Source organism: Shewanella xiamenensis, from assembly GCF_024971755.1.
Lineage (GTDB): Bacteria > Pseudomonadota > Gammaproteobacteria > Enterobacterales > Shewanellaceae > Shewanella > Shewanella xiamenensis.
On the sequence record NZ_CP079718.1, the window covers coordinates 4,464,831 to 4,488,293 of the forward strand.

Annotated in this window: 21 protein-coding genes and 4 tRNA genes; 4 read left to right on the forward strand and 21 right to left on the reverse strand. The window is 45.7% G+C overall.

Annotated elements, in window-relative coordinates:
- Window positions 1–86 precede the first annotated feature (86 nt).
- The 21 genes from KXJ80_RS20660 to orn form a co-directional block, all read right to left on the reverse strand.
- Window positions 87–662 (reverse strand): anthranilate synthase component II, encoded by a 576-nt coding sequence (locus KXJ80_RS20660; RefSeq protein ID WP_218737489.1) that lies wholly within the window; start codon window positions 660–662, stop codon window positions 87–89.
- 155 nt (window positions 663–817) lie between these two features.
- Complete coding sequence (locus KXJ80_RS20665) at window positions 818–1,255, reverse strand: ClpXP protease specificity-enhancing factor (RefSeq protein WP_037414173.1); 438 nt, start codon at window positions 1,253–1,255, stop codon at window positions 818–820.
- Window positions 1,255–1,884: a stringent starvation protein SspA gene (gene sspA, locus KXJ80_RS20670; RefSeq protein ID WP_037414175.1), complete on the reverse strand. Its 630-nt coding sequence runs from the start codon at window positions 1,882–1,884 to the stop codon at window positions 1,255–1,257. Before sspA ends, KXJ80_RS20665 begins: the two co-directional genes overlap by 1 nt.
- Before the next feature lie 96 nt (window positions 1,885–1,980).
- Window positions 1,981–2,679: a cytochrome c1 gene (locus KXJ80_RS20675; RefSeq protein WP_037426994.1), complete on the reverse strand. Its 699-nt coding sequence runs from the start codon at window positions 2,677–2,679 to the stop codon at window positions 1,981–1,983.
- On the reverse strand, window positions 2,679–3,893 hold the full coding sequence (locus KXJ80_RS20680; protein ID WP_011715793.1) for a cytochrome b: 1,215 nt from the start codon (window positions 3,891–3,893) through the stop codon (window positions 2,679–2,681). Before KXJ80_RS20680 ends, KXJ80_RS20675 begins: the two co-directional genes overlap by 1 nt.
- Window positions 3,893–4,483: a ubiquinol-cytochrome c reductase iron-sulfur subunit gene (petA, locus tag KXJ80_RS20685; RefSeq protein ID WP_037414180.1), complete on the reverse strand. Its 591-nt coding sequence runs from the start codon at window positions 4,481–4,483 to the stop codon at window positions 3,893–3,895. Before petA ends, KXJ80_RS20680 begins: the two co-directional genes overlap by 1 nt.
- Window positions 4,484–4,854: 371 nt before the next feature.
- Window positions 4,855–5,748: a protease modulator HflC gene (hflC, locus tag KXJ80_RS20690; RefSeq protein ID WP_037414182.1), complete on the reverse strand. Its 894-nt coding sequence runs from the start codon at window positions 5,746–5,748 to the stop codon at window positions 4,855–4,857.
- 3 nt (window positions 5,749–5,751) lie between these two features.
- Entirely contained in the window at window positions 5,752–6,897 is a 1,146-nt protein-coding gene (hflK, locus tag KXJ80_RS20695) for an FtsH protease activity modulator HflK (protein ID WP_037414184.1), read from the reverse strand.
- Window positions 6,898–6,933: 36 nt separating this feature from the next.
- Window positions 6,934–8,241, reverse strand: coding sequence for a ribosome rescue GTPase HflX (hflX, locus tag KXJ80_RS20700; RefSeq protein ID WP_218737490.1), 1,308 nt, complete (start codon window positions 8,239–8,241; stop codon window positions 6,934–6,936).
- 23 nt (window positions 8,242–8,264) lie between these two features.
- On the reverse strand, window positions 8,265–8,537 hold the full coding sequence (gene hfq, locus KXJ80_RS20705) for an RNA chaperone Hfq (protein WP_011070934.1): 273 nt from the start codon (window positions 8,535–8,537) through the stop codon (window positions 8,265–8,267).
- Window positions 8,538–8,629: 92 nt separating this feature from the next.
- The gene (miaA, locus tag KXJ80_RS20710; RefSeq protein WP_218737491.1) at window positions 8,630–9,556 is read right to left on the reverse strand and encodes a tRNA (adenosine(37)-N6)-dimethylallyltransferase MiaA; all 927 of its coding nucleotides are present in this window, start codon (window positions 9,554–9,556) and stop codon (window positions 8,630–8,632) included.
- Window positions 9,549–11,468, reverse strand: a complete 1,920-nt coding sequence (gene mutL, locus KXJ80_RS20715) for a DNA mismatch repair endonuclease MutL (protein ID WP_370687103.1) — start codon at window positions 11,466–11,468, stop codon at window positions 9,549–9,551. Before mutL ends, miaA begins: the two co-directional genes overlap by 8 nt.
- A gap of 5 nt (window positions 11,469–11,473) precedes the next feature.
- Window positions 11,474–12,865: an N-acetylmuramoyl-L-alanine amidase gene (locus tag KXJ80_RS20720; protein WP_218737493.1), complete on the reverse strand. Its 1,392-nt coding sequence runs from the start codon at window positions 12,863–12,865 to the stop codon at window positions 11,474–11,476.
- An 8-nt stretch (window positions 12,866–12,873) separates the two neighbouring features.
- Window positions 12,874–13,338, reverse strand: coding sequence for a tRNA (adenosine(37)-N6)-threonylcarbamoyltransferase complex ATPase subunit type 1 TsaE (tsaE, locus tag KXJ80_RS20725; RefSeq protein ID WP_037414194.1), 465 nt, complete (start codon window positions 13,336–13,338; stop codon window positions 12,874–12,876).
- Window positions 13,339–13,418: 80 nt separating this feature from the next.
- On the reverse strand, window positions 13,419–14,918 hold the full coding sequence (locus KXJ80_RS20730; RefSeq protein WP_259474505.1) for an NAD(P)H-hydrate dehydratase: 1,500 nt from the start codon (window positions 14,916–14,918) through the stop codon (window positions 13,419–13,421).
- Window positions 14,919–15,174: 256 nt separating this feature from the next.
- Entirely contained in the window at window positions 15,175–15,630 is a 456-nt protein-coding gene (locus KXJ80_RS20735) for a ferritin family protein (RefSeq protein ID WP_037426974.1), read from the reverse strand.
- A gap of 439 nt (window positions 15,631–16,069) precedes the next feature.
- Window positions 16,070–16,145, reverse strand: a tRNA-Gly gene (locus tag KXJ80_RS20740).
- Window positions 16,146–16,177: 32 nt separating this feature from the next.
- Window positions 16,178–16,253 (reverse strand) — tRNA-Gly (locus tag KXJ80_RS20745).
- A 44-nt stretch (window positions 16,254–16,297) separates the two neighbouring features.
- Window positions 16,298–16,373, reverse strand: a tRNA-Gly gene (locus KXJ80_RS20750).
- 44 nt (window positions 16,374–16,417) lie between these two features.
- Window positions 16,418–16,493 (reverse strand) — tRNA-Gly (locus KXJ80_RS20755).
- Window positions 16,494–16,602: 109 nt separating this feature from the next.
- Window positions 16,603–17,148 (reverse strand): oligoribonuclease, encoded by a 546-nt coding sequence (gene orn, locus KXJ80_RS20760; RefSeq protein WP_218737495.1) that lies wholly within the window; start codon window positions 17,146–17,148, stop codon window positions 16,603–16,605.
- Window positions 17,149–17,260: 112 nt separating this feature from the next.
- On the opposite strand from orn, the gene rsgA reads away from it, so the two are divergent.
- The 4 genes from rsgA to KXJ80_RS20780 all read left to right on the forward strand — a co-directional run bounded on the left by rsgA (window position 17,261) and on the right by KXJ80_RS20780 (window position 23,463).
- Entirely contained in the window at window positions 17,261–18,325 is a 1,065-nt protein-coding gene (rsgA, locus tag KXJ80_RS20765) for a small ribosomal subunit biogenesis GTPase RsgA (protein ID WP_169548619.1), read from the forward strand.
- Window positions 18,326–18,413: 88 nt separating this feature from the next.
- Window positions 18,414–19,292, forward strand: coding sequence for an archaetidylserine decarboxylase (gene asd / locus KXJ80_RS20770; protein WP_055646843.1), 879 nt, complete (start codon window positions 18,414–18,416; stop codon window positions 19,290–19,292).
- Window positions 19,293–19,306: 14 nt separating this feature from the next.
- On the forward strand, window positions 19,307–20,191 hold the full coding sequence (locus tag KXJ80_RS20775; RefSeq protein ID WP_218737496.1) for a DMT family transporter: 885 nt from the start codon (window positions 19,307–19,309) through the stop codon (window positions 20,189–20,191).
- Window positions 20,192–20,259: 68 nt separating this feature from the next.
- Entirely contained in the window at window positions 20,260–23,463 is a 3,204-nt protein-coding gene (locus KXJ80_RS20780) for a mechanosensitive ion channel domain-containing protein (RefSeq protein WP_218737947.1), read from the forward strand.

Here is a 23,463-nt window from a genome sequence, read left to right on the forward strand (position 1 = left end):
ATATCACACTTGAGCGACATATTTGCTTAAATGAAGGAGAAATCTTGTAACAAAGAGTAGAGCAAAATCGATTTTTTGGATTCAACCTAAGCCGATTGAGATAAGAAATTTGCCAACAATTCATGCCCTTGCTCGGTGAGAATCGACTCGGGGTGAAATTGCACACCAAAGAGCGGCAACTCTTTATGACTCATCGCCATAATTTCGCGTCCATGGTTCGGGTCATCAAACCAAGCATCCAGCACAAAACCGTCAGGTATGGTATCAACCAGTAAGGAATGGTAGCGAGTTACCGTTAATGGCTGATTTAACCCTTTAAACAGGCGCTCACCAGTATGGGTAATCTCGCTAATTTTACCGTGCATCACCCGCTGTGCTCGCACAACTTTGGCCCCAAACACCTGCGCCATGGCTTGATGTCCTAAGCACACGCCAAGGATCGGTAAACGAGTAGCAAAATGCTCAATGGCTGCCAAGGAAATCCCCGCTTCGTTGGGTGAGCAAGGGCCAGGAGAGATGACTAAATGACTCGGCGATAACACCTCGATTTCCGCTAAGCTGATTTCATCATTGCGTTTAACCACGATCTCTTGCCCTAACTGCTGAAAATACTGCACTAAGTTAAAGGTAAAAGAGTCGTAATTGTCGATCATTAGCAACATACAAAATCCATTGGCTCAAATGGGAAGTCGATGCACTCCACGGCTGAAATGCGGCGCAAATGCTACCACAGCACCAGCTTGGGATTAAGCATTAAAAAAACAAAAAGCCAGTCGATTGACTGGCTTTCCATAGTATAGATCAGAGCACAAGTAACTTATTTGACTAAGGTTAAATGGCTACGACGCTTAGGCGGTTCATCCGTTGGTTCGGTTGGCTTGTCTTTTGTCTCAATGATAGACAAGGCCGATTCGGCTTCCTCTTCGACTAAGTACGCATCTTCAATATCGAAGACAGTCCCAGCGCCATTTTCACGAGCGTAAATGGCCACAATCGAAGCCATTGGCAATAATACCTGCTGAGGTACACCACCAAAACGCGCATTGAACTCCACAAATTCATTACCAATTTGCAAATTGCCCACTGCACCAGCCGCGATATTTAATACAATCTGGCCATCCTTCACATATTGCTGCGGTACTTGAGTGCCTTTGACAAAGGCATCAACCACAACGTGAGGTGTTAATTGGTTATCCATCAACCAATCGTAGTAAGCCCTGAGTAAATAAGGACGATTTGGAGTCAACGCTTTCATTACATACCCATGCGCATTTCGCGTTCAGCTTCAGTCAACGAAGCTTTAAAAGATTCACGCTCAAAAATACGTGTCATGTAAGCTTTGATGTCTTTTGCTACGCGGCTGTCTAACTCAATACCCAATACAGGCAAACGCCATAATAATGGGCCGAGGTAACAATCCGCTAAACCAAATTCTTCACTCATAAAGTAAGGCATTTCAGCAAATACTGGCGCGATTGACAGTAAACTTTCAGTCAACTCTTTACGAGCAGCCTCTGCGCGGTCACCTTTACGAATACGTGCGACGAGTGAGTACCAATCAGTATCGATACGATGCATCATCAAGCGGCTTTGACCACGAGATACAGGGTAAACAGGCATCAAGGGTGGATGAGGGAAACGCTCATCCAAGTATTCCATAATGATGCGTGACTCATAGAGTACGAGCTCACGATCTAATAAAGTAGGTACTGAGTTATAAGGATTTACTTCGAGTAAATCCTCAGGCATTTCATTAGGGTCGACCTGTAAAACATCAACAGTAACCCCTTTCTCAGCTAACACGATACGGACTTGATGGCTATAAAGATCATCAGCACCTGAAAACAGTGTCATGACAGAGCGTTTGTTGGCAGCAACAGCCATTGATACCCTCCAGAGTCGAAATAAAACAAAAGTAAACGAGGGGCAAAGCCCCCCGTTTACACTATGCGCATACTATATTTTACCCGTTATTGGTGCCTAGTGTACATCTTTCCAATACTCTTTCTTCAAGAGGTAGGCCACAATAAAGAATATAAACAGGAATCCGAGCACCCACCAACCTAAAGCTTGACGCTCTAACTTAACAGGTTCAGCTGAATAAACTAAGAAACCAGTGATATCACGTACCGCTTGGTCATACTCTTCAGCATTTAACTTACCACCAGAAACCACAATTGTACCATCTTCTTGCTTAACAGGCGTGCCTTGCAGTTCTTCAAGAACATGTGGCATACCCACAGAAGGGAATACAGTGTTGTTTACGCCAAATGGGCGGCTTGGATCTTTGTAGAAGCCTTTGAGGTATGAATACACCCAATCTTCGCCACGAACACGTGCGACTAAGGTTAAGTCTGGTGGTGTTGCACCGAACCACTTAGCCGCATCTTTATGTGGAATTGCGTTTTGCATCAGCTCACCGATTTTGGCATCGGTAAACATGTACTTGCTACGCATATCATCGGCAGAAATACCGAGATCATTCGCCACACGCTCATAGCGTTGATACTGAGTGCTGTGACAACCAGAGCAATAGTGTTGGAACATGTCCAGACCACGCTCTAAAGAAGCCTTATCATGCAGATCAACATTGGCTTTTTCTAAATGTACATTGTGTCCACTCGCGGCCATTGCCAGCGTCGGGATCAATGTAACTAATGCAATCAGTAATTTTTTCATTAGTGTGTCAACCTCGCTGGAACAGGCTTAGTTTTCTCATTTTTGCTGTATAACCACAGTAATAAGAAGTAGCCGAAATACGTCACAGTGAAGATACGTGCAACAATAGTCAGCTCTGGTGTTGCAGGTACAGCGCCTAAATAACCTAAGACGATGAACGATACAGCGAACTGAGCGATGTTCAACTTGTGCAGCGTGCTGCGGTAGCGAATTGACTTCACTTTACAACGGTCTAACCAAGGCAATACGAACAGTACTGCAATCGACAGCCCCATCATTACAACACCGCCCAATTTGTCGGGAACAGCACGTAAGATGGCGTAGAAAGGTGTAAAGTACCATACTGGTGCAATGTGCTCCGGTGTCTTCATTGGGTTAGCCGCTTCAAAGTTTGGCTTCTCAAGGAAGTAACCACCGCCTTCAGGGATGAAGAACAGTACGTAACAGAACACGATCAGGAAGCCTGCAACGCCCATAATATCTTTAACTGTGTAGTATGGGTGGAATGGAATGCCATCAACTGGCCAGCCATTCTCGTCTTTGTTCTTCTTGATTTCGATACCGTCTGGGTTGTTTGAACCCACTTCGTGCAGAGCGATTAAGTGTAAGAACACTAAAACCACTAACACTAATGGCAGTGCGATAACGTGCAGAGCAAAGAAACGGTTCAGTGTGGCGCCAGAGATCACGTAGTCACCACGGATCCATAGAGTTAAGTCATCACCGATAACAGGGATAGCACCGAACAGAGAAATAATTACCTGCGCCCCCCAGTAAGACATTTGTCCCCATGGCAACAAGTAACCCATAAAGGCTTCAGCCATCAGCACGAGGAAAATCAACATACCGAATAGCCACAGCAGTTCTCTAGGCTTTTGATATGAACCGTAAATCAGACCACGGAACATATGTAAGTAGATCACCACAAAGAACGCAGACGCACCCGTTGAGTGCATATAACGCAATAACCAGCCGTACTCTACGTCACGCATGATGTATTCAACAGAGGCGAAAGCACCTTCTGCTGTGGGTACATAGTTCATCGTTAACCAGATACCCGTCAGTAATTGGTTAACCAATACCAACATCGCTAGCGAACCGAAGAAGTACCAAAAGTTAAAGTTAGTTGGCGTAGCATACTGACCCACATGGCGATTATACGTCGCCGTCATTGGGATCCGAGCATCAATCCAATTAATTAAATTCTTAACCATTACGCCACTCCTTTATCTACACCGATGATAACAGTGCCATCATCAACATATTGATGTGGAGGGATAACTAGGTTCAATGGAGCTGGAACGCCTTGGAACACGCGGCCCGCCATATCGAACTTAGAACCATGACATGGGCAGAAGAAACCAGAAGTCACACCTTGAACTTGCTCAGCAAATGAATCTGGCAAATAAGTGGGTGAACATCCTAGGTGGGTACAAATACCGACAGCAATAAAATACTCTGGCTTGATTGAGCGCAGAGGATTTGTTGCATATTCAGGCTGCTGCATTTCAGCAGAAGCTGGATCTCTTAACTTATCGTCGTGTGTTGGCAGTTCATTGATCACAGCTTCAGTGCGACGAACAACCCATACAGGTTTTCCTCGCCATTCAACACGGATCAGCTGACCTGGCTCTACTTTACTGATATTTACTTCGACCGGTGCACCTGCAGCTTTCGCTTTGGCACTCGGATTCCATGACTTGATGAAAGGAACCGCTACAGCGACGGCACCAGCACCACCTACTACGGCGGTTGCGGCTGTCAGGAATCTGCGACGTCCGGTATCGACTGGCGCATTGCTCATCCACTTATCTCCCAGAGGGTGTTGGAATTTTTATATTTCAAAGACTTTTTGCCTCTTAGTTATCACCATGGGCAAAAATCGAAGTTTGAAGCGGGGCTCATTATAGCTAAAAATTAGAAGCAGATCATAGTGAAAACACGCAAGTAAGTTAGGGAGATTGCGAGTTTTTTAAAAAAAGGGCAAAAAAAGTACAGCTGTTAAGCAATTTTAATCGTTTTGAACTGTTTTTTGAGCATATTGACTGTGTGATAGGCATAAACAATGCATTGCTAATGTATTTTTAGCGCTCACTTTGTCACTTACTGTTTTCATTTAGGATAAAAAAAATGGGCCCCAGTGATTGGGGCCCATTCTGAACGATTTAGCATCGCTTATTTCTTAGTAGCACTACTCTTCATGTATTTGAAGAATTCGCTATCTGGCTCTAACACCATAACGTCTGAACTTCCGGAGAAGCTCGCACGATAAGCATCTAAACTACGCAAAAAGCTAAAAAATTCAGGATCTTTGTTATAAGCATCCGAATAAATTTTTGCAGCTAATGCATCACCTTCACCACGAATGGTTAAGGCTTTACGCTCTGCTTCCGCAATTTTAACAGTAACATTGGCATCAATCGTAGCGCGAATAATTTCAGATTGCTCTTTACCTTGAGCACGGTGCTCTTTAGCCACCGCTTGACGCTCAGCGCGCATACGTTGGTAAATACTGTTACTCACGTTTGCGGGTAGGTTGATCTGCTTAACACGCACGTCAACAACTTCAATACCTAAATCTTTAGCACTCTCAGCAGCATTCGCTAACGCGTTATTTTGTAACTCATCACGCTGCCCAGAAACGATCTCTTTGATCGTACGACGACCAAACTCGGTACGTAAATCGTTGTTGATCTTACGTTGCAGCAAGGTCTCAGCATTCGATTTAATCCCTCCATTAGTAGAGAGGTAGTATTTTTCGAAATCAAAAATACGCCACTTCACATAGGAGTCGACCATTAAGTCTTTTTTCTCAGAGGTGACGAAACGATCTGCAGCACCATCTAAGGTTTGGATACGTGCATCAAGCAACTTCACTTTATCGATCACAGGTACTTTAAAGTGTAAACCTGGGCCGAAAACACGTGTTACTTGTTTGCCATCAACTTTATCTTTAACGATTTCGCCAAAGCGCGCCACAATCGCACGTTCGCCTTCGTTAACCACCATCACAGATGACAAACCAATGCCTAATATAACGGCGATCAGAACAATACTTAATCTACCCATGAATTACTCCCTCCCCTGGCGAGCACGTTCCTCGCGAGATGGGCGTTCACTCAAAGGCTCACCAATGCGTGTCGTTGAAATAGATGAAGAATTGACATTCTGTTGAGGTTTAGGCTCAACGTCTGGCATAGTCGCAGGCTTCTCTTTCATTAACTTGTCTAGTGGCAGATACATTAAATTGCCGTTGTTTTTAGCATCGATAATGACTTTGTTAGTGTCAGTCATCACCTGTTGCATTGCATCGAGATACAAACGCTTACGGGTCACTTCAGGTGCAGCTTGGTACTCAGGTAACAGCAACTCGAAACGAGCCACTTTACCGCGCGCCTCTAAAATTTCACGTTCTTTATAAGCATTAGCTTGTTGCGCCATGCGCTCGACTTCACCACGTGCTTTCGGTTCAATCTCACGTGCATAGGCTTCAGCCTCACGAATAAAGCGTTGTTCGTCTTCTTGCGCTGAAATGGCATCGTCGAATGCATCTTTCACTTCTTCAGGCGGACGCGCTGGCAAGAAGTTAACGTCAACAATAGCCAAACCCAACTTGTACGGCTCAAGAATGCGTTCTAATTCTTTCCAAGTATCGCGACGAATAGCATCACGGCCTGTGGTCAGAATATCGTCCATCTTGTTGTGACCAATGACATAGCGCAGCGCACTGTCAGTGGCTTCACGTAAACTGGCATTGGCGTCTACAGCACTAAAAAGATAGGCATACGCATCTGAAATACGATATTGCACGTCTAGCTCAACCTTCACGACGTTTTCATCAGAAGTTAGCATGCTGCCAGATGATGGCACAGAGCGAACTGATTGCACGTCAACAGGATAAATTTCATCGATAAACGTTGGTTTCCAGTGAAGACCCGGTCCCACCTCACCATTATGTTGACCAAAACGCAACGCTACGCCACGCTCGGCTTCTTTAATGGTGTACAAACCCGAAAGTCCCCAAACAACAAAAGCGATGGCAAGAATGATGATTAAGCTAAAGGAACTAAAGTTTTGGCCAGAAGAGCCATTACCTTTGCCGCCAAAGCGTTTTGAAAGATTACGAAAAACCTCATCAAGGTCCGGTGGTCCTTTGTCGTTACCACCTTTATTTCCCCAAGGATCATTACCCTTGTTACCGGGCTCGTTCCAAGCCATTTAGCACTCCATAAGTGGATGAAATAAATTAGATTATTAACAAACAGCCTTTTCTATCGACGCATCGTAGATAAAGGTTTCTAACTCACCCTGACTCTGTTTAGCTAATCGGCGCCAATCGGCATCCGATAAACGAACAGACAAAATACAGTTCCCCAGATCGTCGTACTCTTTCTGCTGTATCGCATCCAGTCGATAAAACTGGCCAAGATAATGTCCAGCAGTTGCCGGAATCTTAAGTGTAAACTCATGAATAACTTCACCAATTAACTCAGTGATCGCCTTCAAGAGCAGATCAAACCCCAAACGCTTTTGTGCCGAAACCCAGACTCGTACAGGCTTACCGCGTTCATCATATTCGATACGCGGCGTAACATCTTCAAGCAAGTCAATTTTATTGCAAACAATCAATTGCATCACTTTATCAGCATCGATATCTTTAAGCACTGATTGCACTTGCTCAAAATTATCCGCCATATTTTCATCTGCACAATCAACAATATGCAGTAACAAATCTGCTTGACGCGTCTCTTGTAATGTTGCTTTAAATGCAGCAACGAGATCATGTGGCAAATGACGAATAAAACCTACAGTGTCCGCTAAAATTACGGCACCGTCGGGTAGATCTAACTTTCTCAATGTAGGGTCAAGAGTCGCAAATAGCTGGTCAGCTGCATAAACATCAGATGAGGTTAAGGCATTAAACAGCGTCGACTTGCCCGCGTTGGTATAACCCACTAATGAGACGGTTGGCATGTCACTACGCTTACGGGCGCGGCGACTCTGCTCACGTTGTTTATCAACACGCTCTAAGCGTTTGTTGATATTTTTAATGCGCCCCCGAAGCAAGCGTCTATCTGTTTCGAGCTGGGTTTCCCCTGGGCCACGTAAACCAATACCCCCCTTTTGGCGCTCAAGGTGAGTCCAACCACGCACTAGGCGAGTCGACATGTGGCGCAATTGCGCTAGCTCCACCTGCAGCTTACCTTCATGAGTCCGAGCTCTTTGGGCGAAAATATCTAAGATCAGTGATGTCCTGTCCAATACTCGGCACTGGCATACCTGTTCAAGATTTCGCTCCTGAGCTGGACTCAAGGCGTGATTGAAAATAACCACATTAGCCTCGGTGGCTGCCACTAAGGCGGCTAACTCCTCGGCTTTACCAGAACCAATAAAAAACTTACGGTCTGGTGAGCGTCGAGTTCCAGTAATGACCCCGACTGAGCGCGCTCCAGCTGATTCGACTAATAGCTGTAACTCCACTAAGTCTTCTCGGCGTTCCTCATCGGAAAAGTCGATATGGACAAGAACCGCTGTTTCTCCCGCCTCATAACGATCAAACAAGAAGCAAACTCCTTAACTAAACTTTATTCGCCACTTGGCATATCGTCTTGCGCGCCATAACCGCCCTGGGCATTTTGATGGCCAGCAACGTTAAATGGACGAGCAGGAACCACAGTAGAAATAGCGTGTTTGTAAACCATTTGGCTCACTGTGTTTTTCAACAGAATGACAAACTGATCAAACGACTCTACCTGTCCTTGGAGTTTAATGCCGTTTACCAAGTAAATAGATACAGGAACGCGCTCGCGGCGTAGTGCGTTCAAAAATGGGTCTTGTAAAGATTGCCCCTTAGCCATTTTATTATTTCCTTTTTAATTTATATAAAAATAAATCGATATCAGTGAAGTTTTTTGTTTAGTTTTAGTATTATACAGCAAGGGCTAATAAGCTAGCGGCATTGACGCATAAGTGTAACTAAATTCCCCTCAGCACCACTTTCCAGCCAATTCAACTCTGGCCAACTACGCAACCATGTTAATTGACGCTTAGCTAATTGCCTAGTAGCGGCAACGGCTTTTTCGACCATAGTATCATAGTCAAATTCACCATCGAGATATTGCCAACATTGTCGATATCCCACGCAACGCATTGAGGGTAAATCTAAATGCAAGTCACCTCTCGCTTTAAGCTGGACGACTTCATCAATAAAGCCTTGCTCTAACATTATGCGAAAACGCTGCCCGATTAACGCATGCAACACTTTACGCTCTCGCGGTGCAATGGCAAATTGCACCACATCATAGGGTAAAGGAGCCGACTTGGTCATGGTTAACTCAGTCAAACTCTTACCGCTTATTCTATAGACTTCTAACGCTCTTGAAAGCCTTTGTGGATCATTAGGATGAATTCTTTCTGCAGAGACGGGATCTATCTCCCTCAATTGCTCGTGCAGCGCTTCCCATCCGTTTGTATCCGCCTCGGCTTGAATATCGGCGCGAATAGCCTCATCAGCACTGGGTAGCGGCGATAATCCCTCTAATAGCGCCTTAAAATACATCATGGTTCCGCCCACTAATAAAGGGGTCTTGCCCATGCTGATAATTTGTTCAATCTCGCGCAGCGCATCGGCTCTAAAATCGGCAGCCGAATAACTTTCACTCGGATCGCGAATATCAATCAAACGATGCGGACCTCGTGCTAATTCATCGGCAGAGGGCTTAGCACTGCCGATATCCATGCCGCGATAGATTAATGCTGAATCAACCGAGATAATTTCGCAATTATGCTTTTCGGCTAATTCGAGAGCTAAAGCCGTTTTTCCTGACGCCGTTGGCCCCATCAAAAAAACCACTTTAGGCTGTAATTCTTTATTCAATTGCTTGCTCTTCTAGCCACGATTGCCAAGGTAAGGATACTGCTTTACTGGCAATTTTCTGCCTTTTATCTTCCGTTAACTGACAATAAGCGGCCCAAATATCGGGTGCCGAGATAAATCCAGTTAGGCTTTGCTCTGCCAGCCATAACGCTAATGCATTGGGTGCTGGCGCTTCAAAACGTAGCGATTGTAACCACTCAGGAATGACCTTCGCTAACTGACAGTCCCTCAGATATGGGGGCACTTTTTTAATAATCAACTGCTGGTAACGAATTGTTAGCTCTAAACCAAGTTGACGGATAAGTGTTGCATGCTCTTCGAGTAACGCTGCCCAATCAGGATCAGCGCCAACCGATACTGGCATCAATAAAGGCTGCCCAATCAACCCTGTCGCCAGTTTTATTTCAATCTCATGGCTACGGACTGCTAATGCTGCAGACTCAATACGTAATAAACTTAATTTTGGCCCATCACTAAATACCCAAAATTGTCCATCGAGTATCGATGGCATAGGTAAAACAGCTTGATAAGCCTTGTCCTGTACGCTGTAAGATGGGGTCTGCAGTAATGCACCATAACTGGCAATCGCTGTCTTAGAAGGCAGCTCAGCTCTTGCACGGCTTTCTCCAGCCGAACTACTGCGTGACTCCCTAGGTACCGCCATGCTTCCATAGACATTGCTCTGCACCATAGTCCCCGCCCGTACGGTGGCAATATCTCGAGCACGAGACTCACCAACAGGCGTATCGACTTGACTCCCTAGATAATTTTCAGGTTGAGGAGTATTAGTCCAAGCTAAGTTAGCTTTCGGAGATTGCAGCTCGAAGGCAGTATGTTCGGACTTGGATTCTGAAACATCATCCTCCACTTGGGGCGAACCCAGCTCGAAAGGACGTTCAAAACTAAGCTCTCCGGCTTCTTCTAACGCCGATTGCAGTGCCTGCAAAATATAATCATGCACATAACGGCTTTGATGGAATCGCACTTCATGTTTTGCTGGATGCACGTTCACATCCACCTGATGAGGATCGATATCCAGCATCAGCACATAGCCGGGTTGTTCTACTTCGGCCTTTTGTGCAAATGCTTGACGCACCGCATGATTAACTAAACGATCGCGCACTAGACGGCCATTAACATAAAAGTAATGAGTATCGGTCTGCACGGTTGACCAAGGCGATTGCAGATAACCACTTAAACGTAAATCATCGTGTTGACATTCGATTCTAAGTGCTTGATCGGCAAACGGCCGGCCCGCAACCTGGGTCAGTCGTTGTAAATATTGTGACTCATTCATCGCCGGGCGATAATTGCGCACGGTTTTACCATTGTGTGTCAGGGTAAAATGGATATCCCCCCGCACCAAAGCAATTCGCTTTAACCATTCATCAATATGGGTAAATTCGGTTTTGTCACTTTTTAAAAAGCGTCGACGCGCCGGAGTATTAAAAAATAGATCAACGACTTCAATGGTTGAACCCACCGGATGCGCCGCAGGCATGACTTTAACAGCCATATCGACGCCTTCAGCGTAAGCTCGCCACGCTTCGGTTTGCTCAGCAGTGCGCGACGTTAAGGTTAAACGGGAGACGGAGCTGATACTTGCTAAAGCCTCACCGCGAAAGCCAAAGCTGAGGATAGCTTCAAGATCGTCAAGGGAATGCAGTTTCGAGGTGGCATGGCGCGACAACGCCAAGGCTAATTCATCCTTTGGGATCCCCGAACCATTGTCACGGATCTTAATCAGCTTACTGCCGCCCTTATCGATTTCGATATCGATACGGGTTGCGCCAGCATCTAAGCTGTTCTCAACGAGTTCTTTCACCACCGAGGCAGGTCTTTCGACAACTTCGCCAGCGGCGATTTGGTTCGCCAATTGCGGTGGAAGGATCTGGATCCCCATAGACTTCATCCTATTTAGCTCTCAGGAATCACGAGTGTCTGCCCAAGCTGTACCACATCAGTCTTCATGCCATTAGCACGTATAATGCTAGCCATCGGGACTTTATAGCGCTGGGCAATAGCAGAAAGCGACTCCCCCCGACTCACCTTATGCTTAATATTTCCCGCAGATTTTGTACTTGATGGCGCCGTTGAACTTCCATGATTGCGCTTGGCCAATAAGGTATCAGCAGGTGGGTTGTTTTGGAAATAACGATTAACGCCCTTGTAAATCGCAGTGGCAATGCTCTCTTGATGACGGTTGCTGCTCAGCAAACGTTCTTCTTTCGGATTCGAGATAAAGCCCGTTTCCACCAAGATTGACGGAATATCAGGAGACTTTAACACTGCAAAACTGGCTGATTCAGGACGATTCTTATGCAGCTCCGTCACTGCACCTAAATCTTTTAAAATATCCCCAGCAACCGAGTGACCAATGGCCATAGAGCTGTTCATAGACATGTCGAGTAAGGTCATAGCAAGATACTGTTCATTATCAGTATTTTGAATAATTTCCCCAGCACCACCCAGCAACTCTGAGTGTTTCTCTTTTTGTTCTAACCAACGACCAATTTCACTGTTTGCACGGCGCATCGACAATACCCACACAGATGCACCTCGTGGATTGGGTGATGTAAAAGCATCCGCATGAATAGAGATCAGCAAATCTGCCTTACTGTTACGAGCAAGTTCAGAGCGTTTATTCAAATTCACAAAGTAATCACCAGTGCGGATCATCACTGCACGCATTCCAGGTGTGTCGTTAATTTTGCTCGATAACCGTTTTGCAATTTCGAACACGACTTTTTTCTCATAAAGACCGGATGGTCCAATCGAGCCGGGATCATCACCACCATGCCCAGCATCAATCGCGATAACAATATCGCGGGAAGATGGCACACTTTGATTCACGGATTTTTTAACTGAAGTTGAACTCGTGACTGACGGCGAAGCCGTCACAGTTTTATCCTCTAGGTCAACCACAAGCCGATTACCATAAGGTGCCGTCACGGGTAACGAAAATAAGTTCGCATTTAAGGGTTTAACCAAATCAATAACCAGACGTAAATCGCCTTTCGTCGGAGATTTGCTGACTCGTATGCCTTTGACTAACTTACTGTTGTTATCGATATTTTTCAGGCTCAGTTTAGTTGATGCCTTTTTTAGATCGACCACTAAACGATGAGGACCATCGAGGGAAAAATAACTGTAATTGGGCACCTCACTCAAATCGAACACAATTCGTGTCGACTCGGGTGCGGCCCAAATACGCACACCTTCGAGCTGGTTGGCCGCGTGGGCTGCAACAGCAAAAAACGCGCATAAAAAAAGAATAATTCTTTGAAAGTAATACTTATTTCTAGTCATCTTTGTTTTTATTTTATCGCGGCTAATAGCGTTTTACCTGATTCGGTTAAGGCTCGAATATGGATTTCACGTCCTTGGTTAAAATATTTTAAATGTAGGTGGATATCTGCATCGGGTAACAACCCTTCACCTTTGTCAGGCCATTCTACGATACAGAGGCTGCTCTGGGTAAAGTAATCACGGATCCCCATAAACTCTAACTCTTCGGGATCGTTTAAACGATACAAATCAAAATGATAAACTTCGACACCGTCGAGCTCATAAGGTTCAACTAAAGTGTAAGTTGGGCTTTTGACTGCACCTTTATGTCCTAATCCTTGAATCAAACCGCGGCTCAGAGTGGTTTTACCCGCCCCCAAATCCCCCGTTAAATACAGAGTCAAAGGCGCTTGAATATGGCGAGCCAATTTTTGCCCAACCGCAATAGTCTCGTCTTCATTATGTAATTGAAAGGTTAACTCTGTCTCTGTCATGTCCGCTTATATCACTGCCGTTATCGATTAAGGAGGCAATTTAAGCGCGGCAGTCCACCCGCGCTTAAATTTTACAGCGCCTAGAGTAAATCACTATTTACTAATTGGCGAATAAAAGGCATCAAATCGCTGGCTAACATGCCCCGTTCACCTTGAACCGCAGCAAGGTCCGCCGCACAACCATGAACGACAACGCCAACGACTGTCGCCTGCATGTTATCCATACCTTGAGCCATAAGGGCGCCTATAATACCAGATAACACATCACCGCACCCACCACTCGCAAGACCTGGATTACCAACTGGCGCCACGACCATCTGTTTTCCATCAAAAATGATGGTTCCAGCCCCTTTAAGCAGCACAACTCCGCCGTATTTTTGCTGCAAAGCACGCACGGCTGCGAATCGATCATGCTCAATATCAGCGACACTGCATCCCAACAGTCTTGCGGCCTCTCCCGGATGAGGCGTGAGTACCCAGTTAGTTTGCCTGCGCGGTTCTTGACTGAGTAAATTCAATGCGTCGGCATCGAGTACACAGGGTTTATCGCTTAACCCCGCGGCTTTAAACAAGTTATAACCCCAATCGTGTTTACCTAACCCAGGGCCAAGCACAACCACCTGTGCCCAACCAAGGCGCAGATACACCTCCATATCGACTAGCTCACAACCCCAAAACATTAACTCAGGTCGAGATACATTTACGGTAAGTTGGTGCTCAGGCCGACTGATCACTGTGACTAATCCAGCCCCCGCACGCAAACAAGCTTCACTGGCAAGCCGAATAGCTCCAGCCATGCCAAAGTCACCACCAATCAGGGTCACTTTACCCGATTGACCTTTGTGGCTATCCCTTGCTCTGGCGGCAAAATAGCTTTTTAGGATTTCACCACCCACTCGAGTCGCGCTTTCACCATTAAAAAAGGGAGTTAATCCCAGATCGGCAAAAGCAAGATGACCGCAGTGATGTCTTGCCTTACTGGTGAGTAGGCCTTGTTTTAAACCGCCAAAGCATAAAGTCGCATCCGCCATCACTGCGACTTGAGCGACAACACCGGTATCGGCCAAGATCCCCGAGGGGAGATCCAAACTAAGCACCCAAGCATTACTCTGATTAATGGCATGGATAAGCGCAGCAACCTGTTCTCGCACCGCGCCCTGAACGCCAGTCCCCAGCAATCCGTCGATAAGGATTGGCGCCTGTAAGATCGCATCAATATTAGGAGAATCGACTATCCCACCTTGATTAAGGTAACCCGAAAGCGCTTGTTCAAATTCTGGCGTACCCTTGGTCTTTAGTAAAAAAACGTGAACCTTATGTCCAGCTTCTAGAGCTAGACGAGCACAAACGAGGGCATCGGCACCGTTATTACCATTACCTGCGAGTACCAATAATGGCATAGCCCCAAGCTTAGGCTGGCGCACTATCTGCTCTGTAAAATAGTTAAACGCTGCGCATCCAGCACGTTCAACTAATTGATACAACGTAGCTTCCCCTTCTGAAACTGCGAGCAGTTCCGCCGCTCGCACCTGCTCTTGCGTATATAGCGCTGTGGGTAAACTCGATAAATCTTGTGCCATAGAGGATCTCCTGCGCGACAAAATAACAAAAGGGTGACTCATCTAATCGACCATAGCTATGGATGAACACTAAACAGTTAATGGTCAAATCAACTAATGAGATCAAGAAAGTAGCAAAAAGCTTCGAGAAAAGTTATGACGTAAATCAGATGCCATGCAAAAAGCAGTGAATGTGGACAACACTTATCATCCAAAAACAACAAAGCCAGCATTTAGCTGGCTTTGTTTACACGAACACGGATGAGGAACCGATAGGTTAAATATCGTCCATCCGGATAGTGCTGTGAACTAATCGTTGCTGTTGAGTTTTCTCAACTCGAATTAAGCCTTCTAATGCCGCACGCGCATCTTCAGCGGTGGTTGAGTTGACGGTTTTTTCCAATAAACCAATCAAACGATTTTCTAGGTCGAGATGTAAATTCAACACATCATCTTCGTTCATATTGGCGGGTAACATGGTATCTTGGCAACGCTTAGTAAAATCTTCAAACACAAAGTCTTTATACCAAGTATCGAGTACCCTCGCTGGCGCCTCATCCATATAATCACGCAATTTTTCAGCGACATGCTTTTGATGAGATTCAAAATACTCCAGCATCATCTTTACTCGAGCGGAGTCAGCATGATTGTTCAGTCGGCCATAGAGTTGCGCCATATCTAAGCGGCAGTTCGCCACATACTCAAGTAAATCACGTAATTGTTGAATACGCATATAATGCACTCCAGTGTTAAGCCAACTACTTGGCGCTATTAACTTTGTCTGGATTCATTATGTAAGTAAAAGCGTTACGAATATTTGAACAAGGTCATAATTTAACTTTCGCAACGCCATCTAATTTAGGAAATCTTGAAGAAACAAGGTGCAGATCACGCATTAACCTTGCTGTTTTATTTTTTACAAAATAGAAAACATCATCGACAACAGCCGCAGGGCAGGTAAATCCTGCAACACTTAACCACATTAGTATTAAAAATAACCACGAAAACAAAGGTTAATAAATTGCAGCGATGAACGTGCTCAAAAAATGCTTGGAATAATCAACAACGGAACAGACATGTTAAGTGTACAGAAAAGTAAAATAGCGCTATGTCAATTGCGATAACTTAGTTTGATATGATGAAGATTTTATGGGGAGACTGACGAGAAAAATTGGAGCGACATATCGGGTTCGAACCGATGACCTATACCTTGGCAAGGTATCGCTCTACCAACTGAGCTAATGTCGCATTTACATTTTAAGACTGTAACCGTCTGAAATTGGAGCGACATATCGGGTTCGAACCGATGACCTATACCTTGGCAAGGTATCGCTCTACCAACTGAGCTAATGTCGCATAATTTTGTATTTAATGACTTGGTGAATCACTAAATTTGTATTTGGAGCGACATATCGGGTTCGAACCGATGACCTATACCTTGGCAAGGTATCGCTCTACCAACTGAGCTAATGTCGCATATCCTGCATTTAATGACTTGGTAAATCACTAAATTTGTAATTTGGAGCGACATATCGGGTTCGAACCGATGACCTATACCTTGGCAAGGTATCGCTCTACCAACTGAGCTAATGTCGCCTTTAATTATTTGACGAGACAATCATGCCCGCATCAAAAAGTTGAGGCCGCATTATATGAAAAATTTATGCGGCTGCAACCCCTTCTTGCAGATTTATCTGCTGATCGGTCAAATTTTAAATACTTTGCTGCGGTAATACTGTAATTCAGCGATCGACTCTTGGATATCTTGCAGCGCTTGATGAGTGTTTTGCTTTTTGAAACCGGCCATAGTTTCAGGGCTCCAACGCTTCACTAGCTCCTTAACCGTGCTTACGTCTAGATTGCGATAATGGAAGTAGTCCTCCAGTTCACGCATATAACGATTTAAGAAGCGACGGTCCTGACCCACGCTGTTACCACACATAGGCGAGGCGCCCTTAGGTACGTATTGCGCTAAAAATGCGATGGTTTGTGCAACAGCCTGCGCTTCGTTCACTTGGCTGGCACGCACTCTATCGATGAGGCCCGATTCACCGTGGTGTTTTTGATTCCAATCATCCATGGCCGCCAGTACTTCATCCGATTGATGAATAGCAATCACTGGCCCCTGACCGATAATATTGAGTTCTTGGTCTGTTACTAAGGTAGCAATTTCAATGACCCTATCGACATCGGGTTCTAACCCAGTCATTTCGAGATCGATCCAAATGAGATTATTTGCGTCTGCCGCCATAATTGCGCCTTATCATGTCAGTTAGCCTAAATTCAGGCTTTTTTATTCAAGAGCGTGTATCATACTGCTTTTTTCAAACACAAAATATCACCTAATTGACGAAGACAAACCAGTGAGTAAAAAGAAACCCCTAAGCCAAGGCCAATTACGCCGTATGCGCGCCAATCACGAGAAACGCCTCAATCGTGACAATGGTGATAAAAATGCGCCTGAGTTACAGGATAGCTCACTCGGCCCAGAACAAAGCGGAACCGTGATCTCCCGCTTTGGTCAACATGCCGATATTGAAACCGAAGATGGCCAGATTGTGCGCTGCAACATTCGCCGCACCATTAGCAGTTTAGTGACTGGCGATAAAGTGATCGTACGCTTAGCTATTGAAAGCCAAGCAAATAGTGGTATAGCTGGCATTGTGGAAGCAGTGCATCCAAGACGCTCTTCCCTCTCGCGCCCCGATTTATACGATGGCGTGAAAATTATCGCCTCGAATATCGACCAAATTTTGATTGTGTCTTCCGTATTACCTAGCTTTACCACCCAGATTATTGACCGCTATTTAGTGGCAGCTGAAGACACGGATATTCCGCCGATCATTATTTTGAACAAAATCGATCTGTTAACGCCGGAAGAAGCACCCACCATCGAAGCTGCCTTAAAGCGCTACGAAGCCATTGGATATCCAGTATATAAGGTCAGCAGTAAGTTAGGCGAAGGCTTAGATACCATTAAAGCCCTGCTGAAAGATAAAGTGAGCGTATTTGCTGGCCAGTCTGGTGTGGGTAAATCCTCTCTGGTCAATGCCTTACTGCCCGAAGCCGAGCTACTGGTAGGCGATGTCTCCGACAACTCTGGGCTTGGACAACACACCACGACCACCGCTAAGTTACTGCATTTACCGAGTGGTGGTGATTTAATCGACTCCCCCGGCGTGCGCGAATTTGCCCTCTGGCACTTACCCGCCCAACGTGTCGGTTGGTGCTTTATCGAATTTCGTGACTTTTTAGGTGGCTGTAAATTCCGCGATTGTAAGCACGGCGATGACCCAGGCTGCGCCTTAAAAGCCGCAGTCGAAGCGGGTAAGATTAGTGAAGATCGCTTTAATAACTACCATCGTATTATCGCAAGCCTTGATGAGCAGCGTCACGCTCGGCAATTTCGCGCCCAAAGCGATGAATAACGAGTACAACAAAGCCATCACAACGAATAGAATTAACGCAAAACAAGTCTCAACCTAAGTTGAGCAACATAAAGGAAAGGAACACAAATTGGATAAAGTTAAAATTGCGCTGCAGTACATGCTGCCAAAGCACCTGTTATCTCGCTTAGTCGGTAAACTTGCCGCTTCCGAAGCTGGCGCATTAACGACTGCCGCGATTAAATGGTTTATCAAGCAATATAAAATCGATATGAGCGAAGCAGCTCAGAGCGAACCAGAGGCTTATAAAAGCTTCAACGACTTTTTTACCCGTGCACTTAAGCCTGGTATTCGCCCAATTAATACTGCGGCCAACATCATGGTGCACCCCGTTGATGGCGCCGTCAGCCAACTAGGCCCCATCAAGGATGGGCGTATTTTCCAAGCCAAGGGCCATCACTATTCTTCGCTCACTCTGCTTGGCGACCAAGCCGAAGATGCCAAACGCTTCGAAGGTGGTGATTTTGCGACAATTTATCTGGCTCCTAAGGATTATCACCGCATCCATATGCCGATTAAAGGCACGCTGTCGAAGATGACCTATGTGCCAGGTGAGCTGTTTTCCGTTAACCCGCTGACGGCGCGCCATGTGCCAGGCCTATTTGCTCGCAACGAACGTGTTGTGGCAATTTTTGAAACCGAGCTTGGCCCACTGGCTATGGTATTAGTGGGTGCAACTATTGTGGCGAGCATCGAAACCGTTTGGGCAGGCACTATTACGCCGCCAACCGGTAAGCAAGTATTCACTTGGGAATATCCAACGGTAGGCCCTGACGCGATTACCTTAGAGAAAGGCGAAGAAATGGGTCGCTTCAAGCTTGGCAGTACCGTCGTCATGCTGTTTGCCAAAGATGCTATCGATACCTTCGCCGAAGGCGTTGAACCCGAAGCCGTGACCCGTATGGGTCAAGCCTTTGCTAATCTGAAAAATCAGGCGTCAGCCGACTAACTACGGCGACCCAATTGAGCCAGACCAGTAAACCTTCGGGATTAATCGAATTACACTTAGCTGTGCTGATGTTTGGCGGCACAGCGTTGTTTTCAAAGTTAATCCCCTTAAGCGCACTCGATATTACCTTCCTAAGATGTGTAGTCGCAGCCTTTGTCTTGGCATTGCTCATCAAATTCCGCGGTAAATACTTAAGCCTTGCCAGCAAACAGGATTATCTGGTTGCTATCGGCTTAGGAGTGATAGTCAGCTTACACTGGGTCACCTACTTTGCCGCGATGCAACTCTCATCGGTCGCCATCGGCATGATCGCCTTCTTCACCTATCCAGTGATGACGGTGATTGCCGAGCCATTATTAACGGGCAATAAAATCAAGCTGATGGATATTATCAGCGGCATTTTCGTGCTGATAGGTGTTGTACTGCTGATCCCCGAAGCCAATCTTGGCAACGACACGACTCTAGGAATTACAATCGGTATTCTGTCGGCAATGTTATTTACCGCCCGTAACCTACTGCAAAAACGCTATTTTTCCCAGTATAGTGGCCCCCACGCCATGTTTTATCAAACCTTAGTGGCGGCGGTGTTTCTTATGCCTTGGCATCAAACAGAGCTGCAAAGCATCTCCCTCGAAACCTGGGGCTTGATAGCACTGCTCGGGGTCGTGTTTACTGCCGCGCCCCATGCGCTGTTCACCTCGGCATTGCGCCAATTAAGTGCTAAAACAGTAGGGCTAGTCTCCTGCCTTCAACCCTTTTATGGGGCCATGTTGGCTTTGCTGATTTTAGGTGAAGCACTGAATGTAAATACTTTGATAGGCGGAACCATCATAGTCGCCACCGCCATCTTTGAAACCCATCAATCCCACCAGTCACAACGGCGAAAAAAGAACATTTGAAACATACCAATCTTGGCCCAAGTTGGCTAAGATGAGTGCGTCTTTCGCCTCTAATTGCTTTTGCCTATATGCCACGTATTTTATTGTTCGTTATTGCTTTTTTGTCTTTTTCTCTCCATGCCAATTCGCCCTTGCAGTTGGACAAGCGCCTTGGCCTAAACAACCAAAATCAGCAACAAAATATTAGCATTGACGATCAAATTGTTGAGCTTAAAAACAACATTGACAGACTGGCGGCCAATGCGAGCAGTTTTCAGCAGGCGCAACTGGATTTTGAAAAAAATAAAAAGGTCATCGATCAGGGCTTAAAAGAGGCCACTAAGCCATTAAAGCTGGATAAAGGAACAGATCTTAACCAGCAAGCCTCGATGGCTTATTTACGCCTATCTGAGTTAAAAGAGAGCGAGGCGGCTCTCGGCAATCAAGTCAACGAACTACTACAGCGGCATAATCTACTGCCTTCCGTCATTGCCAATGCAAGACAAAATGTGCTGCAAAATAAAAAAACGGAATTGGCGCCTATCGATACGCCTGCGGGTGAATTACAACAAATACAGCGGATTTTCTTCGAACAGAGCCTAGCCACACATGAGGCCGAGCTTGCCAGTAGCCAAAAGCGTATCGAACTTACCCAGCTACAGTTACAGTTAGTTCGCCAGCAATTGAGCCAGCAAGAAGCCTTTATTGAAACTATCAATAAGGCGATCAACAAGCAGCGCCAACAACAAACCGATGCCACGCTGGCCAAGAATTTAGTTGATACCACTAAAGTCATCGATCCGATTACACGCAATATCGCCGATACCAATCAAATCTACGGCCAAAAACTGCAAACCTTAACCTTGCAAATCAATAACGTGGTAGAGCAGCAAGAACAGGCTGAGCTCCAATATCAATCCCAAGCCAAGCAACTCGCTAATATCCAAGAGCAAATTACTTGGGTCAAAATGAACTCCGCCTTTGGCGAACGCTTTTTGCAGATGTTGCAATCGCTGCCCAAACCGCCAAACCATGAAAAACTACAAACTCTTATCGCCGATGCGCGTCTCGACAGGTATCACCTCGAGCAACAGCAGGCGCTCAACGAACAAGAACTCGAACAAGCCAATCTCTATAATGAGGGGCAGATTAAGTTGCTGCGCTCACAGCAAGCATTGCTGACTCAGCTAATGCAGAGTTATGACCAGTATTTGAGTGAACTAGGCAAGCTTAAAGTGAATTATCAGCAGCTTAGCCAACAGCACCTGACGCTAAAAAACACCCTAAACGAACATCTATTTTGGGTGCCTAATGCCGCGAGCATTAACAAACTCTGGCTCACCGATATTCAACGTAGCGCCCTATGGCTAATCCAACAGGCACAATGGGGACAACTGAGCAAAGCTTGGCAGGAGCAAAACGACTATTGGTCATGGTGGATCATTCTGCTAGTGCTCTGTTTAGTGGTTCAAGATTTAATAAAACCTAAATTCAATCGATTACTCGGCAACTATGCAACCTATGTGGGTAATGTGACTCAGGATAAATTTATTTATACCTTCAAATCCTTAGTCCTTAGCCTAGGTTATGCCTTAATCAAACCGCTACCCATAGTGGCAGCAGGATGGATTTTCTATCAATCAGACCGTAACTTTGTGCAAGCGGTCGGCATGGGAATTTTAGCAATAGGATTGGTTTACCTATTGTATCGATTGATTTTTATTCTTGCGCTAGATAAAGGCGTATTGGTAGGTCACTTCAAACGCCCCTCAAAACTGATTCAGGCAGGCCAGCTCAGGCTCAAACACTTTGTATTTGTCGCCAGTCCCTTGCTTGGCATTATGGGCTTTACCGAAATACTCGATGCCTCGCTTATCCGCAACAGCATTGGCCGCGGCGCATTTATCTGTTTTTGTGTGGTGTTATTCTTGTTATACAAGGATATTTTGCTATTAAGCCGGCAAAATAGCGTTGCTCAAAAAGAGGGGAAGAACAAACGGCTGATCCAAAAAATGCTCTGGGCATTGTTGATCGCTGTTCCCCTACTGAGCGCTGGGCTCGCCTTTAGGGGCTACTACTTCACAGCATTCCAAATGCTGTTGCAGTTGCAGCTATCAATCATATTAGGATTAAGCTTTTTACTGCTCTATCAATTAATTAAACGTTGGATGTTGATTGAGCGCCGCCGCATTGCCTTCGACCGCGCGAAAGCGAAACGGGCTGAGCGTTTAGCCCAACGGGAAAAGGGCGAAACACACCATAGCTCCAATGATGGCTTAGATACCTACGAAGAACCCGTAGTCGACCTCGAAACCATTTCGAGTCAGTCCCTTGGATTGGTGCGTTCCTTATTGCTACTGGCGTTTTTAGCCAGCTTGATTGGCCTGTGGACGCAAACCCATACGGCGCTATTTTCCTTCTTGGATGGCATCACCCTCTGGACCACCAATACCAGCGTCAATGGTGTCGAGCAGCAGCTCCCCATCACCATGAAATCGCTGTTATTCGGCTTAATCATCGTTGGCTTCTCGCTGATGATTGCGACCAATTTACCCGGTTTGCTTGAGCTGATGATCCTACAGCGTCTCGACCTGACACCGGGCACTGGCTTTGCCATCACCACAGTAAGTCGTTACTTAGTGGTGTTTTTAGGCCTGTTGATTGGTTTTTCGAATCTAGGGATGGAATGGTCAAAACTGCAATGGCTGATTGCCGCGCTGTCACTGGGTCTCGGTTTTGGTTTGCAGGAGATTTTTGCTAACTTTATCTCGGGCCTGATTATTCTGTTTGAGAAACCAGTGCGTATTGGCGATACAGTGACAATCCGCGACTTAACGGGAACCGTGAGTAAAATCCAGATCCGCGCCACCACTATTATCGACTGGGACAGAAAGGAAATTATCATTCCTAACAAGGCCTTTATTACCGAACAATTGATTAACTGGTCGCTGTCAGATCCTATTACCCGTGTCATTGTTTATGTGTCGGTTGCCCGCGACTCGGATCCTGCCAAAGTGGAAGCAACGCTTTATCAAGCTGTTCAAGAATGTGAAAATGCGCTGCCTAATCCAGAGCCAGAAGTGTGGTTTGCGGGCTTTGGTAAACATACTCAAGACTATGAAGTACGAGCCTATGCAAAAGATATGTCAGCACGCTGGCCACTACGCCACGATCTGCACAAACGTATTACCCGTAAGCTTAAAGAAAACAACTTAGAACTCGCCTATCCGCAAATGGAAATCCATCTTAAAAATGGCCAAACTCGCGATCAGGTCGGCATTATCCGCAGTTAA